Genomic DNA, 25653 nt, shown 5'->3' with positions numbered 1-25653 from the left:
CCCTAGGGGGCGACGCTCTCGACCGGTCGCTGGGCCGACGCGGATGCCTCGCGCTCGTCGGCCGTGGGCGAGAGGGCGACGAACGCCGACGTCAGGAAGAGGTAGGACCCGAGACCCACGGCGAGGGGGAAGATGAACTGCATCACCGTGGCGCCGGGCAGGAGCGCCCTGGAAGGGTCGACCCGCACGCTGACCGCCATCATCCCGGTGTAGTGCATGCTGCTCACGGCTCCGCCCATGACGAGGGAGGACGCGGCGACCGCCACGGGCGACTTGATGTTGAGTGCGGCCCACAGTGCCGCGGTCGCCGCGACCACGGCGATCACCACGGAGAGTCCGATGAGCACGGGGTCGTAGGCCACCGCGCCGTGCAGCCGCAGCGCAGCCATGCCGAGGTAGTGCATGCTCGCCACGCCCACGCCGGTGGTGAGTCCTCCGAGAACGAGGGCGCGACCGCGGTCGCGCCCGTAGCCGACGGCGAAGACGCCCGCGCCCACGACGACCATGGCGACGACGAGACTGAGGATCGTCAGCGGCACGTCGTAGCGGATCTCGGTTCCGCCGACGCCGAAGCCGAGCATCGCCACGAAGTGCATCGTCCAGATGCCGGTGCCGATCGCGGAAGCGGCGGTGAGCAGCCAGTTCCGCCGCGAACGCCCCGTGGCGCCCAGCGCCCGGACGGTGCAGCGCAGGCCCAGAGCGGCGCCTATGCAGGCCATCACGTACGACAGCACGGGGGTCAGCCAGCCGAAGGTGGCGTGGTCCAGGTGTCCCATGGCCCAGGGACGCTAGTCCCGCCAAGGGCGCATGAAGGGGGCGCGTTTCGAAAGGTGTTGGAATATGACGCAGACAGACCCCTGAGCGATCGCACGGCGCTCGAACGTGTGCACCGCGTCGTCCTTCGTGTCGGTGAGAGATCATGCGGAACATGAGCGACAACCACACACACGTCCAGGAGTTCTTCTCGGCACGCGCGGCGGACTGGGACGACCGGTTTCCCGACGACGGCCCCGCCTACGCGTCCGCGGTGGCCGAACTGGGGCTGCGTGAGGGCGACCGCGTGCTCGACGCGGGCTGCGGCACCGGACGGGCGCTGCCCCCGCTCCGCGCGGCCGTGGGTGCGTCCGGAGTCGTCCTCGGAGCCGATCTGACCCCGGCGATGCTGACGGCGGCGGTACGGGCCGGGCGGGACCGGTACGGTCGTCTGCTGCTCGCGGACGTGGGTGCCCTGCCGATGCGCACGGAGTCCCTGGACGCCGTGTTCGGCGCGGGTCTCGTCTCGCATCTCCCGGACCCCGCGGAGAACCTGCGGGAGCTGGCCAGGGTGGTCCGTCCCGGTGGCGTACTGGCGCTCTTCCACCCCATCGGCCGGGCGGCGCTCGCGGCGCGCCAGGGACGGCAGATCACCCCCGGCGATCTCCGCGCCGAGAGCAACCTCCGTCCTCTGTTGGAGGGTTCCGGCTGGCGCATGACCTCCTACATCGACGAGGACGCACGGTTCCTGGCTCTGGCCGTACGTCCCGTCTGAACGCTCAGACCCTGCCGGCGATCTGGGCCGCGTACGCGTCCGGATTGTCGAACATCACGTTGTGTCCGGCTCCCGGCACGGTCACCACGCGCACGCCCGCCGCTTCCAGCTCGGCCCTGCCCGGGAGTTCGCCACTCAGCTCGCCCTGGAGAAAGACACGGTCCGCGACCACCCCCTTGAGCATGTCCCGCATCGTGGGGTTCGTGCCGCGGGCGAGCCCCTTGGCGGTCCGGTGCAGGGCTCGTGGATCGGCCAGCCGCATCGTCGCCGCCCAGGTGGGTCCGACCTTCTCCAGCACGCGTGCGTGGCCGCCGTTCTCGACGTAGTCGGCCTCCTCGTAGGAGGCGATCCCGCTGCTGCCGGCCGTGACCGGTGGGTACGGGTCGAGATTGGCCTCCGTGAGCACCAGCCGGGAGACGAGGTCGGGCCGGCGATGCGCGAGCACGATGGCGACGGCGCCTCCCATGCTGTGCGCGATCAGCTCCGCTCCACTGACCGACGCCTCGTCCAGCGCGGCGGCCAGTGCGTCGGCGTGCTCTTCCAGCGTGTAGCCGAAGTCGGCGGGCCGGTCGCTGATCCCGTGCCCGGGCAGATCGACGAACAGGGTCCGGCGGCCGGCGAGTTCGGGGCGCGCCGCGATGTGGGCGCTGTAGACGGTCGAAGCCGCTCCCAAGCCGTGCACATGAACGCGCGCGGGCTCGGCACCGGCCGCCTCCGTCCAGCGCACACAGCTTCCCCCGCCGTCGAATACGGCCTGCTTCATCCCGCTATCCCTTCGACACCGTTCCACCAGCACCATCCCAGGGATAATACCTCGATACCGATGTATCGAGGAAGCGATGTACCCCGGAGTACGGCAGAATGCGGGCATGCTGGAGCTCGCCATCCTCGGTTTCCTGTACGACGCCCCGCTGCACGGCTACGAACTGCGCAAGCGCATCTCGGCGCTGACGGGACACGTGCGGCCCGTGGCCGAGAGCACGCTGTACCCCGCGATCAAACGACTGGAGCAGGCGGGCCTGCTCGAACGGGCCACCGAGCCCGGCTCCATTGCGGCTCCGCGCCACGTCCTGACGCTCACCGAGGACGGCAGGAGCGAACTGCGACGACGCCTCGCGGAGCCGACCCAGCGCGACGTCACCGACGAGAACCGCTGGTTCACGGTCCTCGCCTTCCTGCGGCACCTGGCGGACCCCGTGGCCCAGGCCGTCGTCCTGCGGCGACGCCTCGCCTTCCTCGAAGAGCCCGCCAGCTTCTTCTACGACGGCGACCGACCGCTGCGCGCGGAGGAGCTGGACGACCCCTTCCGGCAGGGCATGCTCACCATCGCGCGGGCGACCAGCAGGGCCGAACTGTCCTGGCTGCGCGCGACGATCGAGTCCCTCGACAGCGGAGGCCGTTGACGACACGGTCGATCACTCGACAGCGGGGCCGGTGACGTCCAGGTCGGTCACTCGACGGCGGGGACTGCCGACGGGACCCGGTGGGTCACTCGGCGGCGGAGGCCGCCGACGTCCCGGTGTGGCGGACGGGGCAGCCGCGCAGACCGGGAACGGGCCGGGTACCGAGGTCCGCGACGCGGTACCCGTCCGGATAGCCCTTGATCTCCCGGTTCTGGCGCGCGAAGTGCGGGGCACGGCGCGGTGGCAGCAGGCGGACGAGACGCCCGCGGGCGCGTACCGCACGGCGGACCCACGCGCGGGTGGCCGCACTCGGCGGCTCGTAACGGAAGGCCCGCAGCAGCGAGTCGTCGAGCAGCGCGAGCGTCGAGGTGCGCAGCAGGGGCGCGAGGGGACGCGGATACCAGGACGCCATCAGGTCCAGCGTCGCGTCGGAGACCCGGCGCGCACCCTCGTCCCATCCGAAGTGGGCCTCTTCGTAGGCGTCGAGGCAGGCTTCGAACTCCTCATAGGTGCCCGGGATGTCCGCGATGCCCATGTGCCGGCCCAGGGTGCGGTAGTGGACGGTCGAGGCGACGATCTCGTGACGCGACATCCTGCGCCACCCGTACGCGTCGATCCACCGCTTGGGCATCACGACGAACGTGCAGAGCACGTAGCGCATGTCCTCGTTGCCGATGTCGTAGCTGCGGTGCATCTGGTTGATGCGGCGGATCGCGGTGCGGCCCTGCTCGCCGTCGAAGCCGTGCTCGACGACGGCGTCCAGGAGCAGTGCGGTGTCGTCGTAGCGCCTCTGGGCGCGGTCCGTGAGCTCCGCCGTCTCGGCGAGCAGGCGCCCGATGCCGGGGACGGCGTAGGTGCGGTAGAGGGCCAGCTCCAGCGCGCGCGTGAAGTCCCACGGGAACTCGTAGACCGCGGACAGCCGGTAGATCTCCAGCGAGTCCTGGTACGGGTCCATTCGCCGGATCCGCTCGAGCCGCTCGAAGCGCTTCACGCAGCCTCCCCCTTCTGCCGCCGAGCCTCCAACTCTACGTTGAGTGGCAGCACATGGACGATCAGCTACGACAACCGCACAGGGAAGGTGGCCCCGATGTCCGCCATGTTCGACAGACTCCGCAAGCTGTGGCGCCAGGCACCACCGGAGCGTGACGGGGAGCGGCGGCCGGAGAAGCGCGGCCACAACCTTTTCGAGGCCGCGGCGGCCTATGTGTCGGCGTGCGCCGACGACGACCAGGACGGGATCGACGAGGCCGCGGCCCGGGTGTCCCCGGAGGCGCTGTCGTTCGGGGTGAGCGAGCTGGCCTGTCGCGCCGTGATCGCGCTGGCGCGGGAGCGCGACGAGTCACCGCGGACGGTGGCACGGTCGCTGCTGGGGCTGCCGGCCGCCTGATCCGGGGGCCGCGCGGTCGATTCGCCCCTGTCCAGCCGGATAACTGCAGCTCCGGGGTTGCTTCCCCCTCGTGACAAGCGCCCGGCCGCCGCATTAAGGTGCGCCGACGGATGAAGCGATGGGGAGGCTGGGATGGCCGGGACGGGCGTGGACGCCGTCGCCGCCGAGGACGACGACGCACTCTTTGTGCTGACCGCGGTGCTGCTGACGCCCGCGAAGTTCCCCAGCGTGCTGGGCGACGACTATCCGGAGGCCTGCGCGGCGCTGGATCTCGCGCCGCTCGCCGACGGGTACGGCCTGGTGCTCGGCCAGGACAGCGACGGCGCGCGGTGGACGGTCGTGGTCGACGACGTGTCCCTGGTGGCGGTGGCCATCGCCTCGTGGGACTGCGGCATCGAGTACGACCTGTCGCCCGACGAGCGCTCGGTCGTCGCCGCGCTGCCCGGCTGGCCACTGGCGGTGGCCGTGGCGGCTCCGGGCGTACCGGCGCCGCACGATCCCGCGGCCGAGGTCGCGGAGCGGCCGCCGCTGACCCCGCCGGACACCAGCACCTGGGGCCCCGCGCAACGGCGTCTCGGCGCCGACGAAATCGCCCTGCAATGGGCGATTTGGCGCGAGCAGATTCCCGAGGGGCAGTTCGTCGACCCCGAGGCGGGCGAGGCAGAACCGGCCGCGGAGGAGCCCGAGGCGGGGGCGGCGGAGGCCGAGAAGGACGGTGGAGCGCGCAGCGGCATCCGCCGTGTGCTGGCCGAAGCGCACGCATACGTGGAGACACCGCCGCCGCTCGGCAGGGTGCGGTCGTCCTTCGCCCCGGGCGACGCGAGGACACTACGGGCCGACGGTCCCGGCTGGTCCATGGTGGCGAGGACCGACGACATCGCCTTCGTCCTCCTCGACGAGGAGCCCGGCGAGGTCCTGCCGATCGGCCGGGGTGCGCAACTGCCCGGCCTCCTGGAGGCTCTCGACAAGATGGCGGTGCGCCCGGCCTGAGCGTGGCCGCGGCCGGCTCCGGGCACGGCCGATCCCGCGCTCCGGCTCCGGGCACGGCCGATCCCGTGCTCCGGCTCCGGGCGCCGGCGCCGGGCACGGTCGATCCGGGGGCCCCTTCCGTTCGCCGTGGCAGAGGGCGTCGGCGGCGCCGCGACGAGGGCCGCTCACGAGCATCGAGCACCGCGGACTGCATCTTGGGACCCCACACCCGAGACGCGGCCCATGTGGTCCCCACCCATGGTCGACAGCCGGACGAGATCGCAGCATGGGGCAGCCCCAAGCTCCCGTCCCCCTGGAGGCCGGTCATGCGTCCGCCCCGCCGTGTTCCCCTGTTCGCCGCTGCCGCGACGGCGTTGGTCCTCACCGGGCCGGTGCCCGCGCATGCCGCGCCGCCGGGCGGTGAACGCTGCGAGCGGCACGCGCCGGTACGCGTACCCGGCGCCGCGTTCCAGCAGAGCGCGTGTCTCGGGGATCTGACCACCTCCGGGCTGGCCGGGACCCCGTACACCGACATGGCCGATCAGGCGGGCCTCACGGCCAAGGGCACGGTCAACCCCTCGGGGGTGCCCGGCATGCAGATCGACGGGTACTTCCCGGACGGCTCGCAGTTCAACACCACACACGGCTGGCACCACGACGCCCAGTTCGTGATCCGGCTGCCCGACAACTGGAACGGCGGGCTCGTCGTTACGGGTGCTCCTGGCACGCGCAGGCAGTACGCCACGGACACGGCCATCTCCGACAAGGTGCTGGCCGAGGGGTATGCGTACGCGGCCACGGACAAGGGCAACAGCGGGCCCGACTTCTACCGGGACGGCACCCGGCCGGGAGACGCGGTCGCCGAGTGGAACCGGCGGACCACCCAGCTCACGCGGGCGGCACGCAAGGCCGTGGCCCAGCGCTACGGCCACGCCCCCCGCCGGACGTACATGACCGGCATCTCCAACGGGGGATATCTCACCCGGTGGCAGCTGGAGAACCACCCGGAGCTGTACGACGGCGGGGTCGACTGGGAGGGTGCGCTCTGGACCGCGGAGGGCCCCAACCTGCTCACGTCTCTGCCGACGGGCGTGGCGAGGATGCTCGGCGCGGCGGACGACGACGACATGGAGGCGGTGGGCTTCGCTCCCGGCTCCGCCTTCCTGTGGCCGTATCACGAGAAGGCCTACTGGGGCGTCACGCAGAAGATCTACCGTGCGGAGTTCGACCCTTCCTACGACCCGGACTGCCCGGGTTCGTCCGCCGGGTCCGGTGCGGAGCAGATTCTGGCGCCCTGCCCCTCCGACGCCGCATACGACTACGGGTCGCGGCCGGCTTCCGTGCACCGCGCCGTCGCGCGGGTGGCGCTGACCGGGCGCATCTGCCGGCCGCTGATCACCCTGCACGGCGACCTCGACGCCCTGCTGCCCCAGGCCGCGGATTCCGATGTGTACGCGCGGATGGTCGAGGACAGCGGCCGGGGGCAACGGCACCGCTACTACTCCGTGGAGGGCGGGACGCACGTCGACGGGCTGTACGACACGTATCCCGACCGCCTGCGGCCGATCCTGCCCTGCTACCGCTCCGCGTTCCGCGCGCTGACCGCGTGGGTCGAGCGAGGAACACAGCCGCCCGCGGACCGGACCGTGGCGAGGCCCGCGAGCGGTGATGTGGTCAATTCCTGCGCGCTGGACACGGCCGCCTCATCGCACCCGTAGCCCTCAGCGGCCCAGCTCGCGGCGGCTGACGCGGCGCAGTCTGCGCCGCTGCGAGGGGTCGAGCGCCAGGTAGGCGGCGGCCGGAATCCCGAGCACGATCAGGAAGGCGATCCACCAGGGGACGCCCAGGGCGGGCAGCAGGATCAGCAGGACGATCCCGATCCCCACGCCCCCTGCGACGACTTTCGCTTTCTTCGACATGTGTGTGTCGCCTCCTCCGCGGCCAGCGGCCGCTCTCTGTCCTGAAAACGGGCCGGGGCTCCGAGCGGTTCCGGAATGCGACCCTGACGAGCCCCTGAGTCGACCCCGAGAATCCCCCGAAGGCTGTTCCGCTACTCGATCCTCAGGGGCTCCCCGACCTCGTACATGTGGCGCAGCGCCTGCCGATAGGAGTCGACGAGCCCGGTCTCCGCGTAGGGGATACCCAACTCCTCGCAGTGGGCGCGCACCAGGGGCTGGGCGAGTCGAAGATGCGGCCGGGGCATGCTCGGGAACAGATGGTGCTCGATCTGGTAGTTGAGGCCGCCGAGGAACCAGTCGGTCACGGGGCCGCCGCGGATGTTGCGCGAGGTGAGCACCTGACGGCGCAGGTGCCCCCAGCGGTCGCCGTCCGGGTCGGGCATCTCCATGCCCTTGTGGTTGGGCGCGAAGGCCAGGCCCAGATGGAGGCCGAAGAGCGCCTGGTGGAGGGCGGCGAAGGCGAGGGCCTTGCCGAGGGACATCGAGGTGACCAGCAAACCCGTGTAGGCGACGGCGTGCAGCACGAGCAGCAGCGCCTCGACCGCCCGTTCCCTCGGAGGCTGCCTGCGCAGGTCCCGGAAGCCGTGGACCTTCAGCGCGATGCCTTCGAGGAGGGTGAGCGGGAAGAACAGCCAGGCCTGGTTGCGGGTGAGCCAGCGCCGGAAACCGGATCGCTCGGCGGCCTGCGCGCTGGTGAAGACGAGAACGTCGGCGGCGACGTCCGGGTCCTTGTCGACATGGTTCGGATTGGCGTGATGGCGAGCGTGCTTGTCGTTCCACCAGGCATAGCTCATGCCCAGAAGGAGGTTGCCGTGCACCAGACCGATCAGACGGCCGGCGGACTTGTCGCCGGTGATCTGCCCGTGTCCGGCGTCATGGCCTATGAAGGCGGATCGGGCGCAGAGCACGGCGAGTACGGGAGCGAGCAGCAGCGTCCACCAGGAGTCGCCGACCAGGGCGATGCCCGTGACGACGCCGGCCAGCGAGAGGGCGTTGACGGCGATGCCGAGGGCGTACCAGCCGTGCCGGCGCTCCAGGAGGTGCTGTCCCCGGACGGTGCGCAGGAGAGGGGCGAATTCGCTTCCCGCGGACGGCCCGGTGATCACTTCGGAAGGGTGGTCCTCGACGGCGGCGCTCTGGGGCATGGCTGGTCTCCGGTCTGTCATGGCCTGGGCTGGCCTCCAGAAACGTACGGATCACTGCTGGTCGGGGGCCATGGCGCCACCACCCAGGCACACCGGGGGCAGGCCCCCGGGGGCCTGAGGGGGGCTGGCCACACCCTGAGCGATTCCGGGGTCGCCCCTGGCCGGTGAACGGCCTCGCGTGCTGTACCCTCGGCGGCCCGACCCCCCTCTAGTCAAATTTGAGGAACCTGTCATCGCCGAGCAGCCGATTCCCGTCGCAACCCCCTCCGAGATCTCCGAGCTGGCCCGCTGCTGTGCCGTGTTCGTCCCCGCGGAGCCAGGCAGGACCGGACGCGTCGCGTTCTGGCGGCCCGACGGCGACGCTCCCCCGCTCGTCGCGTCCGGGACCGCCGAGGAGCTCACGGTCGCCGTGCCCGGCGATCAGGGGATCGAGCCGCTGTCCGTACCCGCCGTCCTGCTGCCGGTTCGTGCCGCTCTGCCGGTCCTCACGCGGGCGCGTGCCGTCCCGCAGGCGCACCGGGCGACCGCGTTCTGGGGCACGGCGTCCGTGTTCGCTCTCCAGCTCGCGGCACGCGGCCTCCTCCTGCCCGGGCTGACCGACGACGACCACGACGCGTGGCGCGCCGGGCCGCTGGGCGCCGACGATCTGACGCGGACGCGGGATCTGGCGGCCGCCATGCCACCGGACGCGCACGCCGTACCGGTCGACGCCCACGAGCCGGTGCGCCTGCCGGACCAGGAGTGGTTGCTGCGGGCGTTCCTCGACGCCGTCGCCGACGCCCTCCCACGGTCCCCCGCTGCACGGATCGCTGCGGGCGGGCCCGCCTTCGCGGCCGCGGAGCCCCGGCACGTTCCGGAACAGCGTGCCTGGGCGACGGCGGTGGCCGCCGGGCACGACGCCAGGGTGCGGATCTCGCTGCGCGTCGAGGTGCCCGGTCTCGACACCGACGTGCCGGACGCGCCCCGGCTGCCGTTCCGTGCCGTACTGCAGGTGCACAGCGCGAGCGATCCCACTCTCGTCGCGGACGCCCGTACGGTCTGGGGCGACGGCGGGGTGTTCGGCCCGCGCGCGCGGCCGGACACGCTGCTCGCGCTGCGCCGCGCCGCCCGGGCCTGGCCCCCGCTGACTCCCCTGCTGTCGGCTGCGGAGCCCGACGCCGTGGAACTCGCCGACGACGAGGTCACCGAACTCCTCGGCGAGGGAGCCCGTTCGCTCGCGGCAGCCGGTGTCGACGTGCACTGGCCGAAGGAGCTGGCGCGCACGTTCACCGTCCGCGCGACCGTCGGGCCGTCCGGCGAGGAGGGCACCGGCACACTGCCGACGGCGCTGCCGTCCCTCCTGTCCGCCGACGCGCTGTTCGCCTTCGACTGGCGTTTCTCGCTGGGGGATCGGCAGCTCACACGGCAGGAACTGGATGCGCTCGCCGAGGCGAGCAGGCCCGTGGTCCGGCTGCGCGGCCAGTGGGTCCTCGTGGATCCGCAGGAGATTCACCGCGCGCGGGCGCGCAAGGACCGCAAGATCACACCCATCGACGCGCTGAGCGCCGCACTGACCGGCTCCACGGAGGTGGACGGCCGCAAGGTCCAAGTCCGGCCCACGGGCTGGCTGGCCGCATTGCACGAGCGGCTCACGGACCCGGAGGGGCAGGGCCCGGTCGGGCAGCCGGCCGCACTCACCGCGACACTGCGCGACTACCAGCTCCGGGGGCTGAACTGGCTGGCCCGGATGACCTCTCTGGGACTCGGCTGCTGCCTGGCCGACGACATGGGCCTCGGCAAGACGATCACCCTGATCGCCCTGCATCTGCACCGGCGGAGCGACGCGTCCGCGGCGGGGCCGACACTCGTCGTCTGCCCCACGTCGCTGATGGGCAACTGGCAGCGCGAGATCGAGAGGTTCGCCCCCGGTGTCCCGGTGCGCCGCTTCCACGGCTCCCGCCGCAGCCTGGACGGCCTCGTGGACGGGGAGTTCGTCCTCACCACGTACGGCACGATGCGGCTCGACGCGGAGCGGCTCGCCGCGACGGCGTGGGGCATGGTCGTCGCGGACGAGGCCCAGCACGTGAAGAACCCGTACTCGGCGACCGCACGGGCTCTGCGCACCATCGGCGCACGCGCGCGCGTGGCGCTCACCGGGACCCCGGTGGAGAACAACCTGTCCGAGCTCTGGGCGATCCTCGACTGGACGACCCCGGGCCTCCTCGGCGGGCTCGGTGCCTTCCGGACCCGCTACGCGCAGGCCGTGGAGGGCGGTCGGGACCCCGCCGCGGGAGAGCGACTGGGCAGGCTGGTCCGGCCGTTCCTGCTGCGGCGCAGAAAGTCCGACCCGGGCATCGCGCCGGAGCTCCCGCCGAAGACCGAGACCGACCTCGCCGTGTCACTCACCAAGGAACAGACCGGTCTGTACGAGGCCGTGGTGCGGGAGACGATGGCGGAGATCTCCGGAGCCGACGGCATGGCGCGGCGCGGTCTGATCGTCAAGCTGCTCACCGGACTCAAACAGATCTGCAATCACCCGGCGCAGTTCCTCAAGGAGGAGCAGCCGACGATCGCGGGCAGGTCCGGGAAGCTGGAACTCCTGGACGAGCTGCTCGACACGATCCTCTCCGAGGGGGCGAGCGTGCTGGTCTTCACGCAGTACGTACAGATGGCGCGTCTGATCGAACGGCACCTGTCGGCACGCGGTGTGCCGTCGCAGTTCCTGCACGGTGGCACGCCCGTGCCCGAACGGGAGCGGATGGTGCAGCGCTTCCAGCAGGGCGAGTCACCCGTCTTCCTGCTGTCCCTGAAGGCGGCGGGCACGGGCCTCAACCTGACGCGAGCGGAGCACGTCGTGCACTACGACCGCTGGTGGAATCCGGCCGTCGAGGCCCAGGCCACCGATCGCGCGTACCGCATCGGCCAGACCCGGCCCGTGCAGGTGCACCGGTTCGTCGCCGAGGGGACCATCGAGGACCGGATCGCCGACATGCTCGTGCGCAAGCGCGAGGTGGCCGACGCGGTGCTCGGAGCCGGAGAGGCGGCGCTCACGGAACTGACGGACGCCGAACTGGCCGACCTGGTCGAGCTGCGAGGGGGCGTCCGATGACCCGATCCGACGCAGAGCGTACGTTCGCGGCGCTGCCGCCGGCCCAGGGGCGGTCCTTCGCCCGGACCTGGTGGGGCCGGGCCTGGTTGACGGCGCTGGAGGACGCGGCCGTGGACTCGATCCAGGTGAAGGCGGGGCGCCGGCTCGCGCGCGCGGGTGCCGTCGGCGCGGTGTCGGTGCGACCGGGACGCATCACCGCGGTCGTCCAGGACCGCGACGGCACCGCACACCGCGCCGACGTCCTGCTGCAGGAGCTGTCCGATGAGCAGTGGGACCGCTTCCTGGGCATCGCCGTCGAACGGGCCGGGCACGTCGCCGCGTTGCTCGACCGGGAGATGCCGCCGCACCTGGTGGAGGACGGCGCGGCCACCGGCGTCGAACTCCTGCCGGGGCTCGGCGACCTGGAGCCGGAGTGCGGCTGCGGCGCCTGGGACCACTGCCGGCACACGGCTGCCTTGTGCTACCAGACCGCGAGGCTGCTGGACGAAGACCCGTTCGTGCTGCTGCTGATGCGGGGGCGCGGCGAGGGCGCGCTGCTGGACGAGCTCCAGAGGCGCAGTGTCCGGCCGGTCGAGGAGCCGGCGCCGCGACGGACCGCACCGGATCCCGTGGACGCCGCCGAGGCGTACGCCACCGGTGACATTCTGCCGCCACTGCCCGCCCTCCCCGAGCCGCCGGAGCAGCCGGGCCGACCGCCGTCCCTGGACTCCGCGTCGCCGCCCGCCGCCGGCGTGGAGACCGCGTCCCTGGAGTTTCTGGCGCTGCAGGCCGCCGGGGAGGCCCTGGGGCTCCTCCTGGATGCGCTCGACCCCGAACACCCACGGCGTCCCGTCGAGCCGGAACCGGCCCTCGCTCAAGATGCCGTACGGCTGGCGGCGGCCGACCCGGGCGAGGAGATCACCGGCCGGCTCGCCGAGGGCTCGGGCCGGGACCGGGACGGGCTGGCACTCGCCGTCCGCGCATGGAGGTACGGCGGCCCGGCCGCGCTGTCCGTCCTCGAACACGAGTGGACGATGGGGCCGGAGGACCTCGCACGCGCGTGTGCCGCGATGGAGTCCGCCTGGGACGACGCCGAGCGGCCGCCGCTGCGACGCTCGGCGAACCACTGGACGGCCGTCGGCGTGCCGGTCCAGGTGCGTCTGGGGCGGGACGGACGATGGTGGCCGTATCGCGAGGAGCGCGGACGCTGGGTGCCCGCCGGTACGGCCTCCACGGACCCGGCCTCCGCCTTCGGCGCCGCCGTCGGCGACGAGTGACGGGCACGTCCGTCCGGCTGCCCGTCGGCATCGACGGCACGCGCGCGTGGACTTGCGGTGGCGCACGCGCGCGTGAGGTCACTCCAAAGGCTCGGTCAGTCTGCGCCCGCCGCCGTCGGCATCGGCGACCAGGCTGCACGTCACGTTGTCGATGCCGACCTCGTAGGCGGCAGTGTCCGGATACTGCACGAGGGTGCCGCGCACGGTGCCCGCGGGCTGTCCGGCCGCCCTGCGCTGCAACGTCTTCTCGCACAGGGCGGACGCGGCCTTCCTGCGCGCGGCGTCGGAGGCGTACGTGCCCTCCAGTTCGGCGACCTGCACGACCTCGGCATCGTGGGGTGCGCGGCACGAACGCCTGGCCGCCTGCCCCGGGCGTGTGCCGTCCACGTCGAAGCAGTCACCCCTGCCGAGCATGTAGTACGGCACTTCGTCGCCGGCCGGGGCCGCGAAGAGCGATTCGAGGTCGCTCGGCAACGCACTCGGCAGCCCGCTGGGGAAGTCACTGGGCAGCCCCGACGGCAGGTTCGAGGGCAGTCCCGAGGGCAGCCTCGTGGGCAGTTCCGACGGAATGCTCAGGGAGGGTCCCGGCGAACGGCTCGTGTCCTTGTCGCCTTCGGTGGGTGACTTGTCGTCCGAGGAATCACCACTTGCGTTCACCACCAGGAGCACGGCGACGACGACACCCAGGGCCACCAGTACGGCGACCACCAGGAAGAGCGTGTTACGGCGCGGCCCCGGCCCGCCGGGTGGTCCCGCGGGCGGGAACGGGGGCTCGCCGCCGGCGCCCGACGACCAGTTCCCGCCGCCCGGGGGCGGGCCGTAGCCTCCGCCCGCGTACCCTCCCCCTCCCGGCGGCGTTCCCGGTCCCTCCGGAGGCGGGCCGTAGCCTCCGGGCGGCGGACCGAATCCACCGTGGTCCGGAGGCGGGCGTCCTGGCGGCTGGGGCGGTAAGGGTGGCATGGCCATACCGTCAAGAGTCGCCTCGAACCGGTCACAGCGCGAGCCCCCTGCGGGGGTTGATACGGACCCATGCCGTGGACGGAACGGTTCCGGAGCATTCCTGATGCAGGAGCGGGGGTCCGCATCGGTCAGCACACTGACCTGGGACGGCTGCCGGACGTCGCCGGGCTCCACTCCTGCGGCAGCCCGGCGACGCGGCGTGCTCAGCCTCGCGCCCCCAACAGGTGGTCCATGGCCAGCTGGTCCAGCCGCTCGAAGGCCATCCCGCGCGCGGCGGCCGCCTCCACGTCGAAGTCCTCGAAGGCCGCTCGGTCGGCGAGCAGCGCCGACAGGCCGTCCGCCGCGGTGGGCTGTGCGAGTTCGTCCAGTCGCGAGGCCCGCAGGGCCTCCTGGACCTCGGGATCCGCTCGGAACGCCGCCGCCCGGTCGCGCAGGACGAGGTAGTTGCGCATGCAGCCCGCGGCGGACGCCCACACACCGTCGAGGTCCTCGGTCCGCGGCGGCTTGAAGTCGAAGTGCCGCGGTCCTTCGTAGCCGGCGGTCTCCAGGAGGTCCACCAGCCAGAAGGCCGAGCGCAGGTCGCCCGCGCCGAAGCGCAGGTCCTGGTCGTACTTGATACCCGACTGACCGTTCAGGTCGATGTGGAACAGCTTGCCCGCCCACAGTGCCTGGGCGATGCCGTGCGGGAAGTTCAGCCCGGCCATCTGCTCGTGGCCGACCTCGGGGTTGACGCCGTACAGCTCCGGGCGCTCCAGGCGCTCGATGAAGGCCAGGGCGTGGCCGACCGTGGGAAGCAGGATGTCGCCGCGCGGCTCGTTCGGCTTCGGCTCGATCGCGAAACGCAGGTCGTATCCCTGCGAGGTCACGTATTCGCCCAGGAGGTCGAAGGCCTCCTTCATGCGGTCGAGAGCGACGCGCACATCCTTGGCGGCGCCGGACTCGGCGCCCTCCCGGCCGCCCCATGCGACGTACGTCTGCGCACCCAGTTCGACCGCGAGGTCGATGTTGCGGATGGTCTTGCGCAGGGCGTACCGCCGTACGTCCCGGTCGTTGGCGGTGAAGGCGCCGTCCTTGAACACGGGGTGCGTGAACAGGTTGGTGGTGGCCATCGGCACGGTCAGGCCGGTGGCGTCGAGCGCCTGGCGGAAGCGCTTGACGTGCGACTCGCGCTCGGTGTCCGAGGACCCGAAGGGAATCAGGTCGTCGTCGTGGAAGGTGACTCCGTAGGCGCCGAGCTCCGCCAGGCGCTGCACCGATTCGACCGGGTCGAGGGCACGCCGGGTGGCATCACCGAACGGGTCCCTTCCCTGCCAGCCGACGGTCCACAGGCCGAAGGTGAACCTGTCCTCGGGGGTGGGCTGGTAGTTCATGCCGCGGCTCCTTGCTCTGCTCCGACTATTTCGTCATGGCGCTTAACAAATTAGTATGCGAGGGCATCTCTGGGAAGAGACCCATCACGAAACCCGGTCACAAAGGTCCGTACGGCGCCACCACCAGGCCAGATCCCGCGGAGCCGCGGAAGAGGGAGAGCCCCATGTCAGCAGCCGAGGGTCCGCTCGTCGTGGGGGTGGACACGTCCACCCAGTCCACCAAAGCCCTGGTCGTCGACGCATCCACCGGACAGGTGGTGGCGAGCGGGCAGGCGCCGCACACGGTCTCCTCCGGAGCAGGCCGCGAGAGTGACCCGCGGCAGTGGTGGGACGCGCTGCGGGAGGCGCTCCACCAGTGCGGAGACGCGGCGCACGAGGCCGCGGCCGTGTCGATCGGCGGACAGCAGCACGGACTCGTCACCCTGGACGCCGCAGGGAACCCGGTGCGCCCGGCCCTGCTGTGGAACGACGTCCGCTCGGCGCCCCAGGCCCGTCGCCTGATCGAGGAACTGGGCGGACCGAAGGCCTGGGCCGAGCGCTCGGGCAGCGTGCCCGGCCCGTCCTTCACCGTGACGAAGTGGGCCTGGCTCGCCGAGCACGAGCCGGAGGCGGTCCGTGCGACAGCGGCGGTGCGTCTGCCGCACGACTACCTGACCGGGCGCCTCACCGGCGAGGGCACCACGGACCGCGGTGACGTCTCCGGCACGGGCTGGTGGGCCTCCGCCACCGAGTCGTACGACGAGGAGGTCCTCGCGCACATCGGCCTCGACCCCGCTCTGCTCCCCCGCGTGGTGCGCCCGGGCGAGCTGGCCGGCACCGTGCGCGACACCGCCGACCTGCCCTTCTCCAAGGGCACTCTGGTCGCGGCCGGCACCGGCGACAACGCGGCCGCCGCACTCGGACTCGGGCTGCGACCCGGCACCGCCGTCCTCAGCCTCGGCACGTCCGGCACGGTGTACGCCGTCTCCACCCGCCGACCCGTCGACCCGACCGGCACCGTGGCCGGCTTCGCCGACGCCCGCGGGGACTGGCTCCCGTTGGCCTGCACCCTGAACTGCACCCTCGCTGTCGACCGCGTCGCCGCGCTGCTCGGGCTGGACCGTGAGGCGGTCGAGCCCGGCACGGGCGTGACCCTGCTGCCCTATCTGGACGGGGAGCGCACGCCCGACCTGCCGCACGCCTCGGGCCTCCTGCACGGGCTCCGGCACGACACGACCGGGGGCCAGTTGCTGCAGGCCGCCTACGACGGCGCGGTCCACTCGCTCCTCGGTGCCCTCGACCTGGTGCTCGACACCGACGCGGACCGCTCCGCGCCGCTGCTGCTCATCGGCGGGGGCGCCCGGGGCAAGGCGTGGCAGGAGACCGTGCGGCGGCTGTCCGGACGACCCGTCCAGGTGCCCGAGGCCAGGGAACTCGTCGCCCTGGGCGCCGCCGCGCAGGCCGCCGGACTGCTGACCGGCGAGGACCCGGCGGCGGTGGCCCGGCGCTGGGACACCGCCCGGGGTCCCGTGCTCGAAGCCGTGGAACGGGACGAGGCGGCGCTGGTGCGGATCACCGGGGTACTCTCCGACGCGGCCCCGCTGCTGGAGCGGGAACCGCACACGCGCTGACGAGGGTCGGCCTGACCAGGCAGCCCCACGGGGACCGGCCGGACGAGGACTGACGGAGGCATGACCGCACCGCTGCACGAGGCCCGGCCGACCGGCCGCCGGCTGCCCGACACCCAGCAGGGCATGCGCCGCCGCAACCTCGCCCGCGTCATGCACACGGTCAGCGACGAGGGGCCGCTCTCCCGGGCAGCCGTGGCCTCGCACATCGGCCTGACCCGGGCGGCCGTCTCCACCCTGGTGGACGAGCTGATCCGCTACGGACTGCTGGAGGAGCTGGGTCCGGAGCGCCCAGGCCGCGTCGGGCGCCCCGGCTCGGCGCTGGCCGTGAGCGGTCGCGGTCCCGCCGGCATCGGTGCGGAGATCGGCGTCGACCACCTCGCGGTCTGCGCGGTCGATCTACGGGGTGAGGTACGGGCACGGGCCGTACGGCACGGGGCGAACCGCGGCCGCTCCCCCGAGTCGGTGACCGCGCAACTGACCGGACTCGTACGGCAGGTCGTCGGCCGGGCCGAACACGAGGGCCTGTGGCCCGCAGGCCTCGCGGTCGCCGTCCCCGGACTGGTCGCTCGGGATGCCCGGACCGTGGTGCGCGCCCCCAACCTCGACTGGCACGACACGGACCTCGGGGCACTGCTGCCCGAGGACATACCGCTGACCGTGGACAACGAAGCCAACTTCGGTGCTCTCGCGGAACTCTGGCTCGGTGAGGCGACTCCTCAGGACTTCCTGCACGTGTCGGCCGAGATCGGCATCGGTGGGGCGGTGGTCGTGGACGGGCGGCTGCTGCGCGGGACGCGGGGATTCGCCGGCGAACTCGGGCACGTGCCGGTCCGGCCGGAGGGCCCCGACTGCGTCTGCGGCGGGCGCGGCTGCCTGGAGCAGTACGCGGGTGAGGACGCCGTGCTGCGCGCGGCGGGCCTCGAACCCGTCGAGGACCGCGTCGGGCTGCTGGCCGGACGTGCCGCCGACGGCGACAAGGAGGTGCGACGCGCGCTGCGAGGAGCCGGCACCGCGCTCGGCGTCGCGCTGACCGGCGCGGTCAATCTGCTCGACCCCGAGAGCGTGGTGCTGGGCGGCGCGCTGGCCCGCCTGGCGCCCTGGCTGCTGCCCTCGCTGGAAGGTGAGTTGACCCGGCGCACGACAGGTCCCGCCTGTGCCGTGACCGTGTCCCGGCTCGGGCCGGAAGGGCCGCTGCTCGGTGCGGCGCACTCGGTGGTGCGAGGGGTGCTGGACGATCCGGCGACGGCTGTCGCGGGGCGTTCGTAGTCCGGAACGCCGGGGCGGGACGCCCGTGGCCCGGGGCTGCCGCGGACCTGCGGGGCGGGGTGAGGCGGTTCGTTCCCCCTTGTGGGTGAGGGAGTTGTCCACATCCACGGTGTTGTCCACCGACGGCCGCCGTGCTCTTCCTGCTCAACCGGCAGTCGCCGTACCGTAATTCACGCAAGGCGCAGCGATCCTGTCGACGGCTGCCGGTGCGGATGAATCGGGGGGGGACATGGCGGGAGAAGTGGTTGCAGGCCCCGAGCTACGGGTCGTCGAGGTGCGCGGGGGCCTGTTCCGGGGCGGGGTTGCCGCGGTCCTGGTGGACATGGTCTTGGTGGCTGCTGCCGTCACGGTGGCCGCTGTCTTGGTGGCTGACGTCGTAGTGGCCGCCGTCTTGGTGGCCGCCGTGGCCGCCTTCCTTTCGCCGACGGCCCACTCCCCCTTCGTGTCCGGGCTGATCACACCCGTGTCGCGCTCGGGTCCGCTCATCGATATCGGGATGATTGCCGCAGTGGTGATGCCGTGCACCCGTGTACGGCGCCACCCGGATCTCATAGCCACGGCAGCCCCTGTCCCACGCGACGACGAACGCCCCTCCGACGCCTCCCGCTTCCACCGAACGGAGCTGTGCAGCGATGAGTGACCCGCGGATCCTGACGGTGCGGCCCGAGCCGGGCGAGTACGCATGGACGTTCGGCGGCGCTCCACCCGTGGCACGCATCGCGCCGGGAACCGTCCTCGAGCTGTACACGGAGGACTGTTTCGCCGGCCGGGTGCGGTCCGAGAAGGACCTGGTGTCCGAGGTGTGCGAGTTCCCGTTCCTCAATCCGCAGACGGGTCCCTTCCACGTGGAGGGGGCGGAGCCGGGCGACACCGTGGCGGTGCACTTCGTGTCGATCGAGCCGGCCCGTGACTGGGCAGCCTCGACGACGGTGCCGCTGTTCGGCGCCCTCACCTCGACCCACACCACGGCCTCCCTGCAACCGCCGCTGCCGGAGACCGTCTGGATCTGGCAGCTCGATCGGGAGCGCCGCACCGCCCTGTTCAGCGCGCGCGAGAGCGACATCGAGATCGAACTGCCCATGGATCCCATGCACGGCACCGTGGGCGTGGCTCCCGCCAACCTGGAGGTGCGCTCCGCGCTGGTTCCCGACGCGCACGGAGGGAACATGGACACCCCCGAGATGAGAGCGGGCGTCACCTGCTACCTCGGGGTGAACGTCGAAGGTGCGCTGTTGAGCCTCGGTGACGGACACGCCCGGCAGGGCGAGGGCGAGACCTGCGGAGTGGCCGTGGAGTGCGCGATGAACACCGTGGTGATCGTGGAGTTGCTGAAGGGTGTGGCGACGCCTTGGCCTCGCATCGAGTCCGACACCCACATCATCTCGACCGGTTCGGCCCGCCCGCTCGAGGACGCGTTCCGGATATCCCAGTTGGACCTGGTGCAGTGGCTGGTGCGTGACTACGGGTTCAGTGAGCTGGACGCCTACCAGTTCGCGACCCAGGCGGTCGAGTCGCCGCTGGCCAATGTCTGCGACACCAACTACACCTGTGTCGCCAAGCTGCGCAAGCAGTGGCTGCCCGAGCGTGAAACCCATCGGGGACTGCATGCACGGCTGCGCGAAACGGCGGCGACGCTCCGGCGTTGAGACCACGGGCCGCAACTCGCCGGCACGGTCCGGCAGTCTCCCCCTGAGCCGCGGAGCGCCCTGACCATGTGCTGCGCACCGGACGCCACGGCACTCCCCGACCCACAGCCCAACCCCCCATCCACAACCCGAACCCCCACCCCCTCCCCCCAACCCACCGAGCGCCATCCCCCCACCTGGAAAGGCAGGCACCGATGGAGCGAGTCAGACCGTTCCTCAGTCGGCGGAGGCTGCTGACGGGCGCAGCCCTCGCCGCAGTCCCCTACGCGTTGGTCCCGGGCAGACAGGCCGGCGCCCAGGCCGCTCAAGCCGTCGACTACCCATCGGTCGAATGGGTGCCGGCGAGCACCTCCAACTACACGGCGTCCAACCGCCCCACGAGCTATCCGCTGAACTACGTGATCATCCACGTCACGCAGGAGACGTACCCCGACACCCTGTCCATCTTCCAGAACCCGCAGAAGAAGGTGTCCGCGCACTACGTCGTGCGGTCGGCCGACGGGCACGTCGCCCAGTGTGTCCGCGAGCGGGATGTCGCCTGGCACGCGGGCAACTGGGACTACAACACGCGCAGCATCGGCATCGAACACGAGGGGTGGGTCGACCAGCCCGCGTACTTCACCAACGCGCTGTACGAGCAGTCGGCGAAGCTGACCGCGGCCGTCTGCACCAAGTACGGCATCCCGAAGGACCGCGCGCACATCCTGGGTCACCACCAGGTCCCGGGCAGCGATCACACGGATCCCGGACCGAACTGGGACTGGACCCGCTACATAAGGCTCGTGAACTTCGCCTGACGTCACCTCTCGGGTGGCCGCCGTGCGGGACCTCGTCCGTCGGCCTTCGTGAGGAGGACGGTCACGACGCTTGTCGGGGCGCGCACCGGGAGTGACGATGTCCTGAGCCGCATCGCCTGCCGGGAGGCCGAGTTGACCGATCCTTGGGTGGCCCTGGAACCGGGTGCCGACCCCGTCGAGCGGGTGCGGGCGCTGCGCCGCGCACACGAGACGTTCACGGAGGCCGGGACGGTGCCGCGGCCCGTGAGATCGGTGGTCGCCGACTCCTGGCGTCGTTCAGCGCGGGCCGGAGTGGGACCCGACGGTACGGCGAGCGTCGAGCTCACCGACGGCGATCTCGGGGCGCACCGGGCGGAGCATCCGCTGGCACCGGTGATGCCGTTGATCCGCGAGCTGATGGGCACCTTCGCCGCGGACGGCGAGCATCTGCTGGCGGTGTGCGACGCCCAGGGCAGGCTGCTGTGGGTCGAGGGCCATCCGTCGACGCGCCGCGAGGCGGGCCGGATGAACTTCGTGCCCGGCGCCCGGTGGGCGGAGACCGCCGTCGGCACGAACGCACCGGGTACGGCGGTGGCCGTGGACCGGCCGGTGCAGGTCTTCGCGGCCGAGCACTTCATCCGCCGCGTGCAGCCGTGGACGTGCGCGGCGGCACCGGTGCACGACCCGCGGACCGGAAGGGTGCTCGGCGCGGTGGACATCACCGGCGGCGACGGTCTGGCGCACCCGCACAGCCTCGGTTTCGTCCAGGCGGTGGCACGTGCGGCCGAGTCGCAGCTCGCCCTGCTCGCGCCCGTTCCGACCGCGGCCGACGCGCTCGAACTGACCGCACTGGGCCGGGACGAAGCGCTGCTCCTGCTACCGGGCGGCCGCAGGCTCGGGCTCAGCCGGCGGCACAGCGAGATCGTCGTCCTGTTGTCCCGGCATCCGGAGGGCCTGACCGGCGACGAGTTGCTGTGCGCGCTGTACGAGGACGAGTCGGTGACACCGGTGACGCTGCGCGCCGAACTGACCCGGCTGCGCCGCCTGCTGGGCCCGGGTCTGCTGGAGTCCCGGCCGTACCGGCTGACGGTGCAGGTCGAGTCCGACGTCGCCGTGGTGGAGCGGCGACTGGGCACGGGGGCGGTCGCGGCGGCGGCCGCCGCGTACACGGGTCCGTTGCTGCCCTCCTCACAGGCACCGGCGGTGAGCCGGGTCAGGCGCCGGCTCGCCGACTGGCTGCGCACGGCGCTGATCGCCCGTCGCGACCCCGACCTGCTGGCGGACTGGGCGCACGCGCCGTGGGGCGAGGACGACCTCGACGTGTGGCGTGCGCTTGCGGCGGTGCGGCCGACGGCTGCGGTGCGGTCACGGCTGACGGAGCTGGACGCCGAGTTGTCGGTACCGGGGCCGGCGCCGAGACGCGCAACGTGGTTGCAACGTTCCGGTTCCTAGCCTCGCGGCGAGAGCTGCCCGACGGCGGGCAGCGCTTCTCCGGGAGGCAGACCAGCATGACCCGTTACGCGGCGCCCGGCACCGACGGCGCGATCGTCTCCTACCAGGCGCGCTACGACCATTTCATCGGCGGGGAGTACGTCCCGCCGGCCCGAGGGCAGTACTTCGAGAACCCGAGCCCGGTGAACGGGCAGCCGTTCACGGAGGTCGCCCGGGGCACCGCCGAGGACGTGGAGCGCGCGCTGGACGCGGCGCACGCGGCCGCGCCGGCCTGGGGGCGCACGTCGGCGACGGAACGCTCGGGCATCCTTCTCAGGATCGCCGACCGCATGGAGGCGAACCTGGAGAAGCTGGCGGTCGCCGAGAGCTGGGAGAACGGCAAGCCGGTGCGGGAGACGCTGGCGGCGGACATCCCGCTGGCGATCGACCACTTCCGGTACTTCGCGGGGGCGGTCCGCGCGCAGGAGGGTTCGCTCGGCGAGGTCGACGACGACACGGTCGCGTACCACTTCCACGAGCCGCTCGGGGTGGTCGCGCAGATCATCCCGTGGAACTTCCCGATCCTGATGGCGGTCTGGAAGCTGGCCCCCGCCCTCGCGGCGGGCAACGCCGTCGTCATCAAGCCGGCCGAGCAGACCCCGGCGTCGATCCACTACTGGATGAGCCTGATCGCGGATCTGCTGCCGCCGGGGGTCGTGAACATCGTCAACGGCTTCGGCGTGGAGGCCGGCAAGCCGCTGGCGTCCAGTGCGCGCGTGGCGAAGGTGGCGTTCACCGGTGAGACCACGACGGGGCGGTTGATCATGCAGTACGCCTCGGAGAACATCAAGCCCGTCACGCTGGAGCTGGGTGGCAAGTCGCCGAACATCTTCTTCGACGACGTGTGGGACAGGAACGACGACTTCCGCGACAAGGCGCTCGAGGGCTTCACCATGTTCGCGCTCAACCAGGGCGAGGTGTGCACCTGTCCGTCGCGGGCGCTGATCCAGCGCGGTCACTACCGGGAGTTCCTGGAGGCGGCCGTCGCGCGCACCGAGCTCATCAAGCCGGGTCACCCGCTCGACACCGACACGATGATCGGCGCGCAGGCGTCCAACGACCAGTTGGAGAAGATCCTTTCCTATCTGGACATCGGCCGGCAGGAGGGGGCGAAGGTCCTCACCGGCGGGGAGCGCGTCGAGCACGACGGGGAGCTCAAGGGCGGTTACTACGTCCAGCCGACGATCTTCGAGGGCGACAACCGGATGCGGATCTTCCAGGAGGAGATCTTCGGGCCCGTCGTCTCCGTGACGTCGTTCGACGACTTCGACGACGCCATCAAGATCGCCAACGACACCTTGTACGGGCTCGGCGCCGGTGTGTGGACGCGGGACATCAACACCGCGTACCGCGCGGGCCGTTCGATCCAGGCGGGTCGCGTCTGGACGAACTGCTATCACGCGTACCCCGCGCACGCGGCGTTCGGCGGCTACAAGCAGTCCGGCATCGGCCGCGAGAACCACAAGATGATGCTGGAGCACTACCAGCAGACGAAGAACCTGCTGGTCTCGTACAGCCCCAAGAAGCTCGGGTTCTTCTAGGGCGGCAAGTCGGTTGCCCGGAGCGGCCGTTGCTCTCCGGGCGACCGGCCCCCGCGGTGCCGGCGGTTCACTGCGGCCGGATCGACGAGTTGCGCGTGTGCCCCCGTCCGCGCGCGATTAGGGTCGCTGGAGGGTGGATCGGTGGGCCGGACGCAACGGGGGGACTCGCATGGGATCGACCGGCAGGAACGGACCTGGAATTCGGCCGGCCGAGGAGCGTCTGTGGCGACGTGATCGAGCGTCGCCCTGTGCCGCCCACGGCACACAGGAACGCCGCCCCCACGGGTCGGCCGATCACGGTGGGCGGTGGACCCGCCGGCCGGAGCCCCCCGTGGTGCCCCCGCCCCTGCGCGCGGGGCTCGGCCTGATCGCGGTTCTCGCCGCACTGGTGGTCGTCGCGCTCGGCGTCCTGTACGCCGGCCACAGTCGGCCCGGCTCGGTGGACCGGTGGCTCGTCGACCCGACGGCGGACAGTGTGCGGCCGCCGTGGCGGGGCGTCGCCCTGGCCACGGACTTCCTGGGCGAGCCCGTCGGGGCGGCACTGCTGGTCGCGGCCACCGTGACGGGCTGTCTGCTGCTCCGGTCCCCTCGCGCGGCGGTGTTCGCCGTTGCGGGCGCCGGCACCACCGTGGGGACGGCGCGGCTGATCAAGTCCCCGGTGGGACGCACCATCCACGGTGACAACCTGTCCTATCCGAGCGGGCACACCGCCTTCCTCACCGCTTTCGCTCTCGTGGTGGCGCTGCTCGCGGCCGGCCGGCTCGGCCTCGGTAGGACGGCCGGCGCGCTCCTCGTGCTGGCCGCCGCCCTGGTCGCCGGCGCCTCGATGGGCTGGGCGCAGGTCGCCCTGGGCGCGCACTACCCGACCGACGTCCTCGGCGGCTGGTGCACGGCGCTGGCGGTGGTACCGGCGACCGCGTGGCTCGTCGACCGGACGGCCGACCGGATGGCCGACTCCGGTCGACCGAAGGCCCACTGACATCACGTCATGTCACACCAGGCGGCGGAACACCGGTTTGACGGGGCGTCCCCCCAGCCAAGGCGTCGGGTCGCCGGCGTCCAGCGCCTTCCGGTACACCGCACACGCCTGGGCCACCACGTCGACGGTTTGATCGACGTCGGCTTCGTCGAGCGCGCTGCTGACCACGAACGACGGGGCCAGCACGCCGCCGGCGAGGAGCCGGCGCAGGAACAGGGTGCGGTACTCCTGCGACGGCCGCCCGTTCGCGTCGAGGGTGGCGAACACGAGGTTGCTGGCCCGGCCGCGGACGACGATGTGGTCGCCGACGCCCATGCCGGCCGCCGCCTCACGGACACCCGCGGCCAGCCGCTCGCCGAGAGCGTGCAGCCGCGCGGTGACGCCCTCCTCGACGTAGGTGGTCTGCACGGCCATCGCGGCTGCCAGGGAGTGCGTCTCCGCGCCGTGCGTGGTGGACAGCAGGAACACCCGGTCGCCGGGGTGGCGCAGCCCGCCCCGCTCCATGAGTTCGCGGCGCCCGGCCAGCGCGGAGACGGCGAACCCGTTGCCCAGCGCCTTGCCGAACGTGGAGAGGTCCGGGACCACGCCGTACAGACCCTGGGCGCCCGCCTCGGACCAGCGGAGGCCGGTGATCATCTCGTCGAAGATCAGCACACAGCCGTGCCGGTCGGCCAGCTCGCGCAGGCCGGCGAGGTACCCGGGCGGGGGTTCGGTGTGGCCGGCGGGTTCGAGGATCAGGCAGGCGACCTCGTCCCGGTACCGGGTGAGCAACTCCTCCGTGGCGGTCAGGTCCCCATAGGGGAACGACACGGTGAGTTCGGTGATCGCCGCCGGAATGCCCGCGGACATCGGCGTGGTGCCGATGAACCAGTCGTCGACGGAGAAGAACGGATGGTCGCCGCAGACGGCCACGCGCGGACGTCCGGTCACGGCGCGGGCGAGGCGCACCGCGGCGGTGGTCACATCGGAGCCGTTCTTCGCGAACTTCACCATCTCGGCGGTCGGCACGGTGGCCAGGAAGCGTTCCGCGGCCTCGACTTCGACGATGGACGGCCGGACGAAGTTGCTGCCGCGGTCGAGTTCCCGCCGCACCGCCTCGATGACGCGCGGGTGGGCGTGGCCGAGGCTGACCGACCGCAGGCCGGAGCCGTACTCGATGTACCGGTTGCCGTCGATGTCCCACACATGGGCACCGCGGCCGTGGCTGATGACCGGGGCCAGGCCCTCGGGGTACTGGTCGTCGCCCTTGGCGTAGGTGTGCGCACCTCCCGGGATCATGG

The 25653-nt window shown here is 72.1% G+C and carries 23 protein-coding genes; 15 read left to right on the top strand and 8 right to left on the bottom strand.

Annotation, left to right across the window (positions count from 1 at the left end):
• Positions 1–2: 2 nt before the first annotated feature.
• Complete coding sequence (locus ACZ4NT_RS12420) at positions 3–776, bottom strand: MHYT domain-containing protein (protein WP_121408457.1); 774 nt, start codon at positions 774–776, stop codon at positions 3–5.
• 152 nt (positions 777–928) lie between these two features.
• On the opposite strand from ACZ4NT_RS12420, the gene ACZ4NT_RS12415 reads away from it, so the two are divergent.
• Complete coding sequence (locus ACZ4NT_RS12415) at positions 929–1528, top strand: class I SAM-dependent methyltransferase (protein WP_467725068.1); 600 nt, start codon at positions 929–931, stop codon at positions 1526–1528.
• A 4-nt stretch (positions 1529–1532) separates the two neighbouring features.
• Here the strand turns inward: ACZ4NT_RS12415 and ACZ4NT_RS12410 are convergent, their stop codons facing one another.
• Complete coding sequence (locus tag ACZ4NT_RS12410) at positions 1533–2291, bottom strand: alpha/beta fold hydrolase (RefSeq protein ID WP_121408458.1); 759 nt, start codon at positions 2289–2291, stop codon at positions 1533–1535.
• 106 nt (positions 2292–2397) lie between these two features.
• Between ACZ4NT_RS12410 and ACZ4NT_RS12405 the strand changes: the two genes are divergently transcribed.
• On the top strand, positions 2398–2931 hold the full coding sequence (locus ACZ4NT_RS12405) for a PadR family transcriptional regulator (protein ID WP_467725066.1): 534 nt from the start codon (positions 2398–2400) through the stop codon (positions 2929–2931).
• A gap of 85 nt (positions 2932–3016) precedes the next feature.
• On the opposite strand, the gene ACZ4NT_RS12400 is transcribed toward ACZ4NT_RS12405, so the two are convergent.
• Positions 3017–3922, bottom strand: coding sequence for an oxygenase MpaB family protein (locus tag ACZ4NT_RS12400; RefSeq protein WP_467725064.1), 906 nt, complete (start codon positions 3920–3922; stop codon positions 3017–3019).
• A 105-nt stretch (positions 3923–4027) separates the two neighbouring features.
• Between ACZ4NT_RS12400 and ACZ4NT_RS12395 the strand changes: the two genes are divergently transcribed.
• The 3 genes from ACZ4NT_RS12395 to ACZ4NT_RS12385 all read left to right on the top strand — a co-directional run bounded on the left by ACZ4NT_RS12395 (position 4028) and on the right by ACZ4NT_RS12385 (position 7005).
• Complete coding sequence (locus ACZ4NT_RS12395; RefSeq protein WP_121408714.1) at positions 4028–4318, top strand: hypothetical protein; 291 nt, start codon at positions 4028–4030, stop codon at positions 4316–4318.
• Between the two features lie 132 nt (positions 4319–4450).
• Positions 4451–5308, top strand: a complete 858-nt coding sequence (locus tag ACZ4NT_RS12390) for a hypothetical protein (protein ID WP_121408460.1) — start codon at positions 4451–4453, stop codon at positions 5306–5308.
• A 305-nt stretch (positions 5309–5613) separates the two neighbouring features.
• Entirely contained in the window at positions 5614–7005 is a 1392-nt protein-coding gene (locus ACZ4NT_RS12385; RefSeq protein WP_467725062.1) for a tannase/feruloyl esterase family alpha/beta hydrolase, read from the top strand.
• Positions 7006–7008: 3 nt separating this feature from the next.
• Here the strand turns inward: ACZ4NT_RS12385 and ACZ4NT_RS12380 are convergent, their stop codons facing one another.
• Positions 7009–7206, bottom strand: coding sequence for a hypothetical protein (locus tag ACZ4NT_RS12380; protein WP_121408462.1), 198 nt, complete (start codon positions 7204–7206; stop codon positions 7009–7011).
• A gap of 131 nt (positions 7207–7337) precedes the next feature.
• A complete protein-coding gene (locus ACZ4NT_RS12375; RefSeq protein WP_467725060.1) occupies positions 7338–8390 on the bottom strand; it encodes a fatty acid desaturase family protein in 1053 nt (350 codons plus the stop codon).
• Between the two features lie 298 nt (positions 8391–8688).
• Here ACZ4NT_RS12375 and ACZ4NT_RS12370 point away from each other — a divergent pair, with 298 nt between their 5' ends.
• A complete protein-coding gene (locus ACZ4NT_RS12370) occupies positions 8689–11478 on the top strand; it encodes a DEAD/DEAH box helicase (RefSeq protein ID WP_467725058.1) in 2790 nt (929 codons plus the stop codon).
• A complete protein-coding gene (locus tag ACZ4NT_RS12365; RefSeq protein WP_467725057.1) occupies positions 11475–12734 on the top strand; it encodes an SWIM zinc finger family protein in 1260 nt (419 codons plus the stop codon). Before ACZ4NT_RS12370 ends, ACZ4NT_RS12365 begins: the two co-directional genes overlap by 4 nt.
• A 78-nt stretch (positions 12735–12812) precedes the next feature.
• Here the strand turns inward: ACZ4NT_RS12365 and ACZ4NT_RS12360 are convergent, their stop codons facing one another.
• Both ACZ4NT_RS12360 and xylA read right to left on the bottom strand, forming a co-directional pair.
• Positions 12813–13442, bottom strand: coding sequence for a hypothetical protein (locus ACZ4NT_RS12360; RefSeq protein ID WP_183117180.1), 630 nt, complete (start codon positions 13440–13442; stop codon positions 12813–12815).
• A gap of 455 nt (positions 13443–13897) precedes the next feature.
• A complete protein-coding gene (gene xylA / locus ACZ4NT_RS12355) occupies positions 13898–15064 on the bottom strand; it encodes a xylose isomerase (RefSeq protein ID WP_121408466.1) in 1167 nt (388 codons plus the stop codon).
• 164 nt (positions 15065–15228) lie between these two features.
• Between xylA and xylB the strand changes: the two genes are divergently transcribed.
• From xylB to ACZ4NT_RS12315, 8 genes are all read left to right on the top strand, one after another.
• Positions 15229–16674 (top strand): xylulokinase, encoded by a 1446-nt coding sequence (xylB, locus tag ACZ4NT_RS12350; RefSeq protein WP_467725055.1) that lies wholly within the window; start codon positions 15229–15231, stop codon positions 16672–16674.
• Between the two features lie 60 nt (positions 16675–16734).
• Entirely contained in the window at positions 16735–17940 is a 1206-nt protein-coding gene (locus ACZ4NT_RS12345) for an ROK family protein (RefSeq protein ID WP_121408468.1), read from the top strand.
• Positions 17941–18169: 229 nt separating this feature from the next.
• The gene (locus tag ACZ4NT_RS12340; protein ID WP_183117181.1) at positions 18170–18580 is read left to right on the top strand and encodes a hypothetical protein; all 411 of its coding nucleotides are present in this window, start codon (positions 18170–18172) and stop codon (positions 18578–18580) included.
• Entirely contained in the window at positions 18573–19586 is a 1014-nt protein-coding gene (locus ACZ4NT_RS12335) for an acetamidase/formamidase family protein (protein ID WP_121408469.1), read from the top strand. The genes ACZ4NT_RS12340 and ACZ4NT_RS12335 overlap by 8 nt, the downstream gene beginning before the upstream one ends.
• 194 nt (positions 19587–19780) lie before the next feature.
• A complete protein-coding gene (locus tag ACZ4NT_RS12330; protein WP_121408470.1) occupies positions 19781–20383 on the top strand; it encodes a peptidoglycan recognition protein family protein in 603 nt (200 codons plus the stop codon).
• A 132-nt stretch (positions 20384–20515) separates the two neighbouring features.
• The gene (locus ACZ4NT_RS12325) at positions 20516–21814 is read left to right on the top strand and encodes a GAF domain-containing protein (protein ID WP_121408471.1); all 1299 of its coding nucleotides are present in this window, start codon (positions 20516–20518) and stop codon (positions 21812–21814) included.
• Positions 21815–21870: 56 nt separating this feature from the next.
• Positions 21871–23394: an acetaldehyde dehydrogenase ExaC gene (gene exaC, locus ACZ4NT_RS12320; RefSeq protein WP_121408472.1), complete on the top strand. Its 1524-nt coding sequence runs from the start codon at positions 21871–21873 to the stop codon at positions 23392–23394.
• Positions 23395–23725: 331 nt separating this feature from the next.
• Entirely contained in the window at positions 23726–24373 is a 648-nt protein-coding gene (locus ACZ4NT_RS12315) for a phosphatase PAP2 family protein (protein ID WP_467725052.1), read from the top strand.
• 12 nt (positions 24374–24385) lie between these two features.
• On the opposite strand, the gene ACZ4NT_RS12310 is transcribed toward ACZ4NT_RS12315, so the two are convergent.
• Positions 24386–25651, bottom strand: a complete 1266-nt coding sequence (locus tag ACZ4NT_RS12310) for a glutamate-1-semialdehyde 2,1-aminomutase (protein WP_467725200.1) — start codon at positions 25649–25651, stop codon at positions 24386–24388.
• Positions 25652–25653 lie beyond the last annotated feature (2 nt).

Source organism: Streptomyces sp. NPDC026417, from assembly GCF_055567695.1.
The sequence above is the reverse complement of the archived record's forward strand: the minus strand, read 5'-3'. Positions and strand labels throughout refer to the sequence as shown.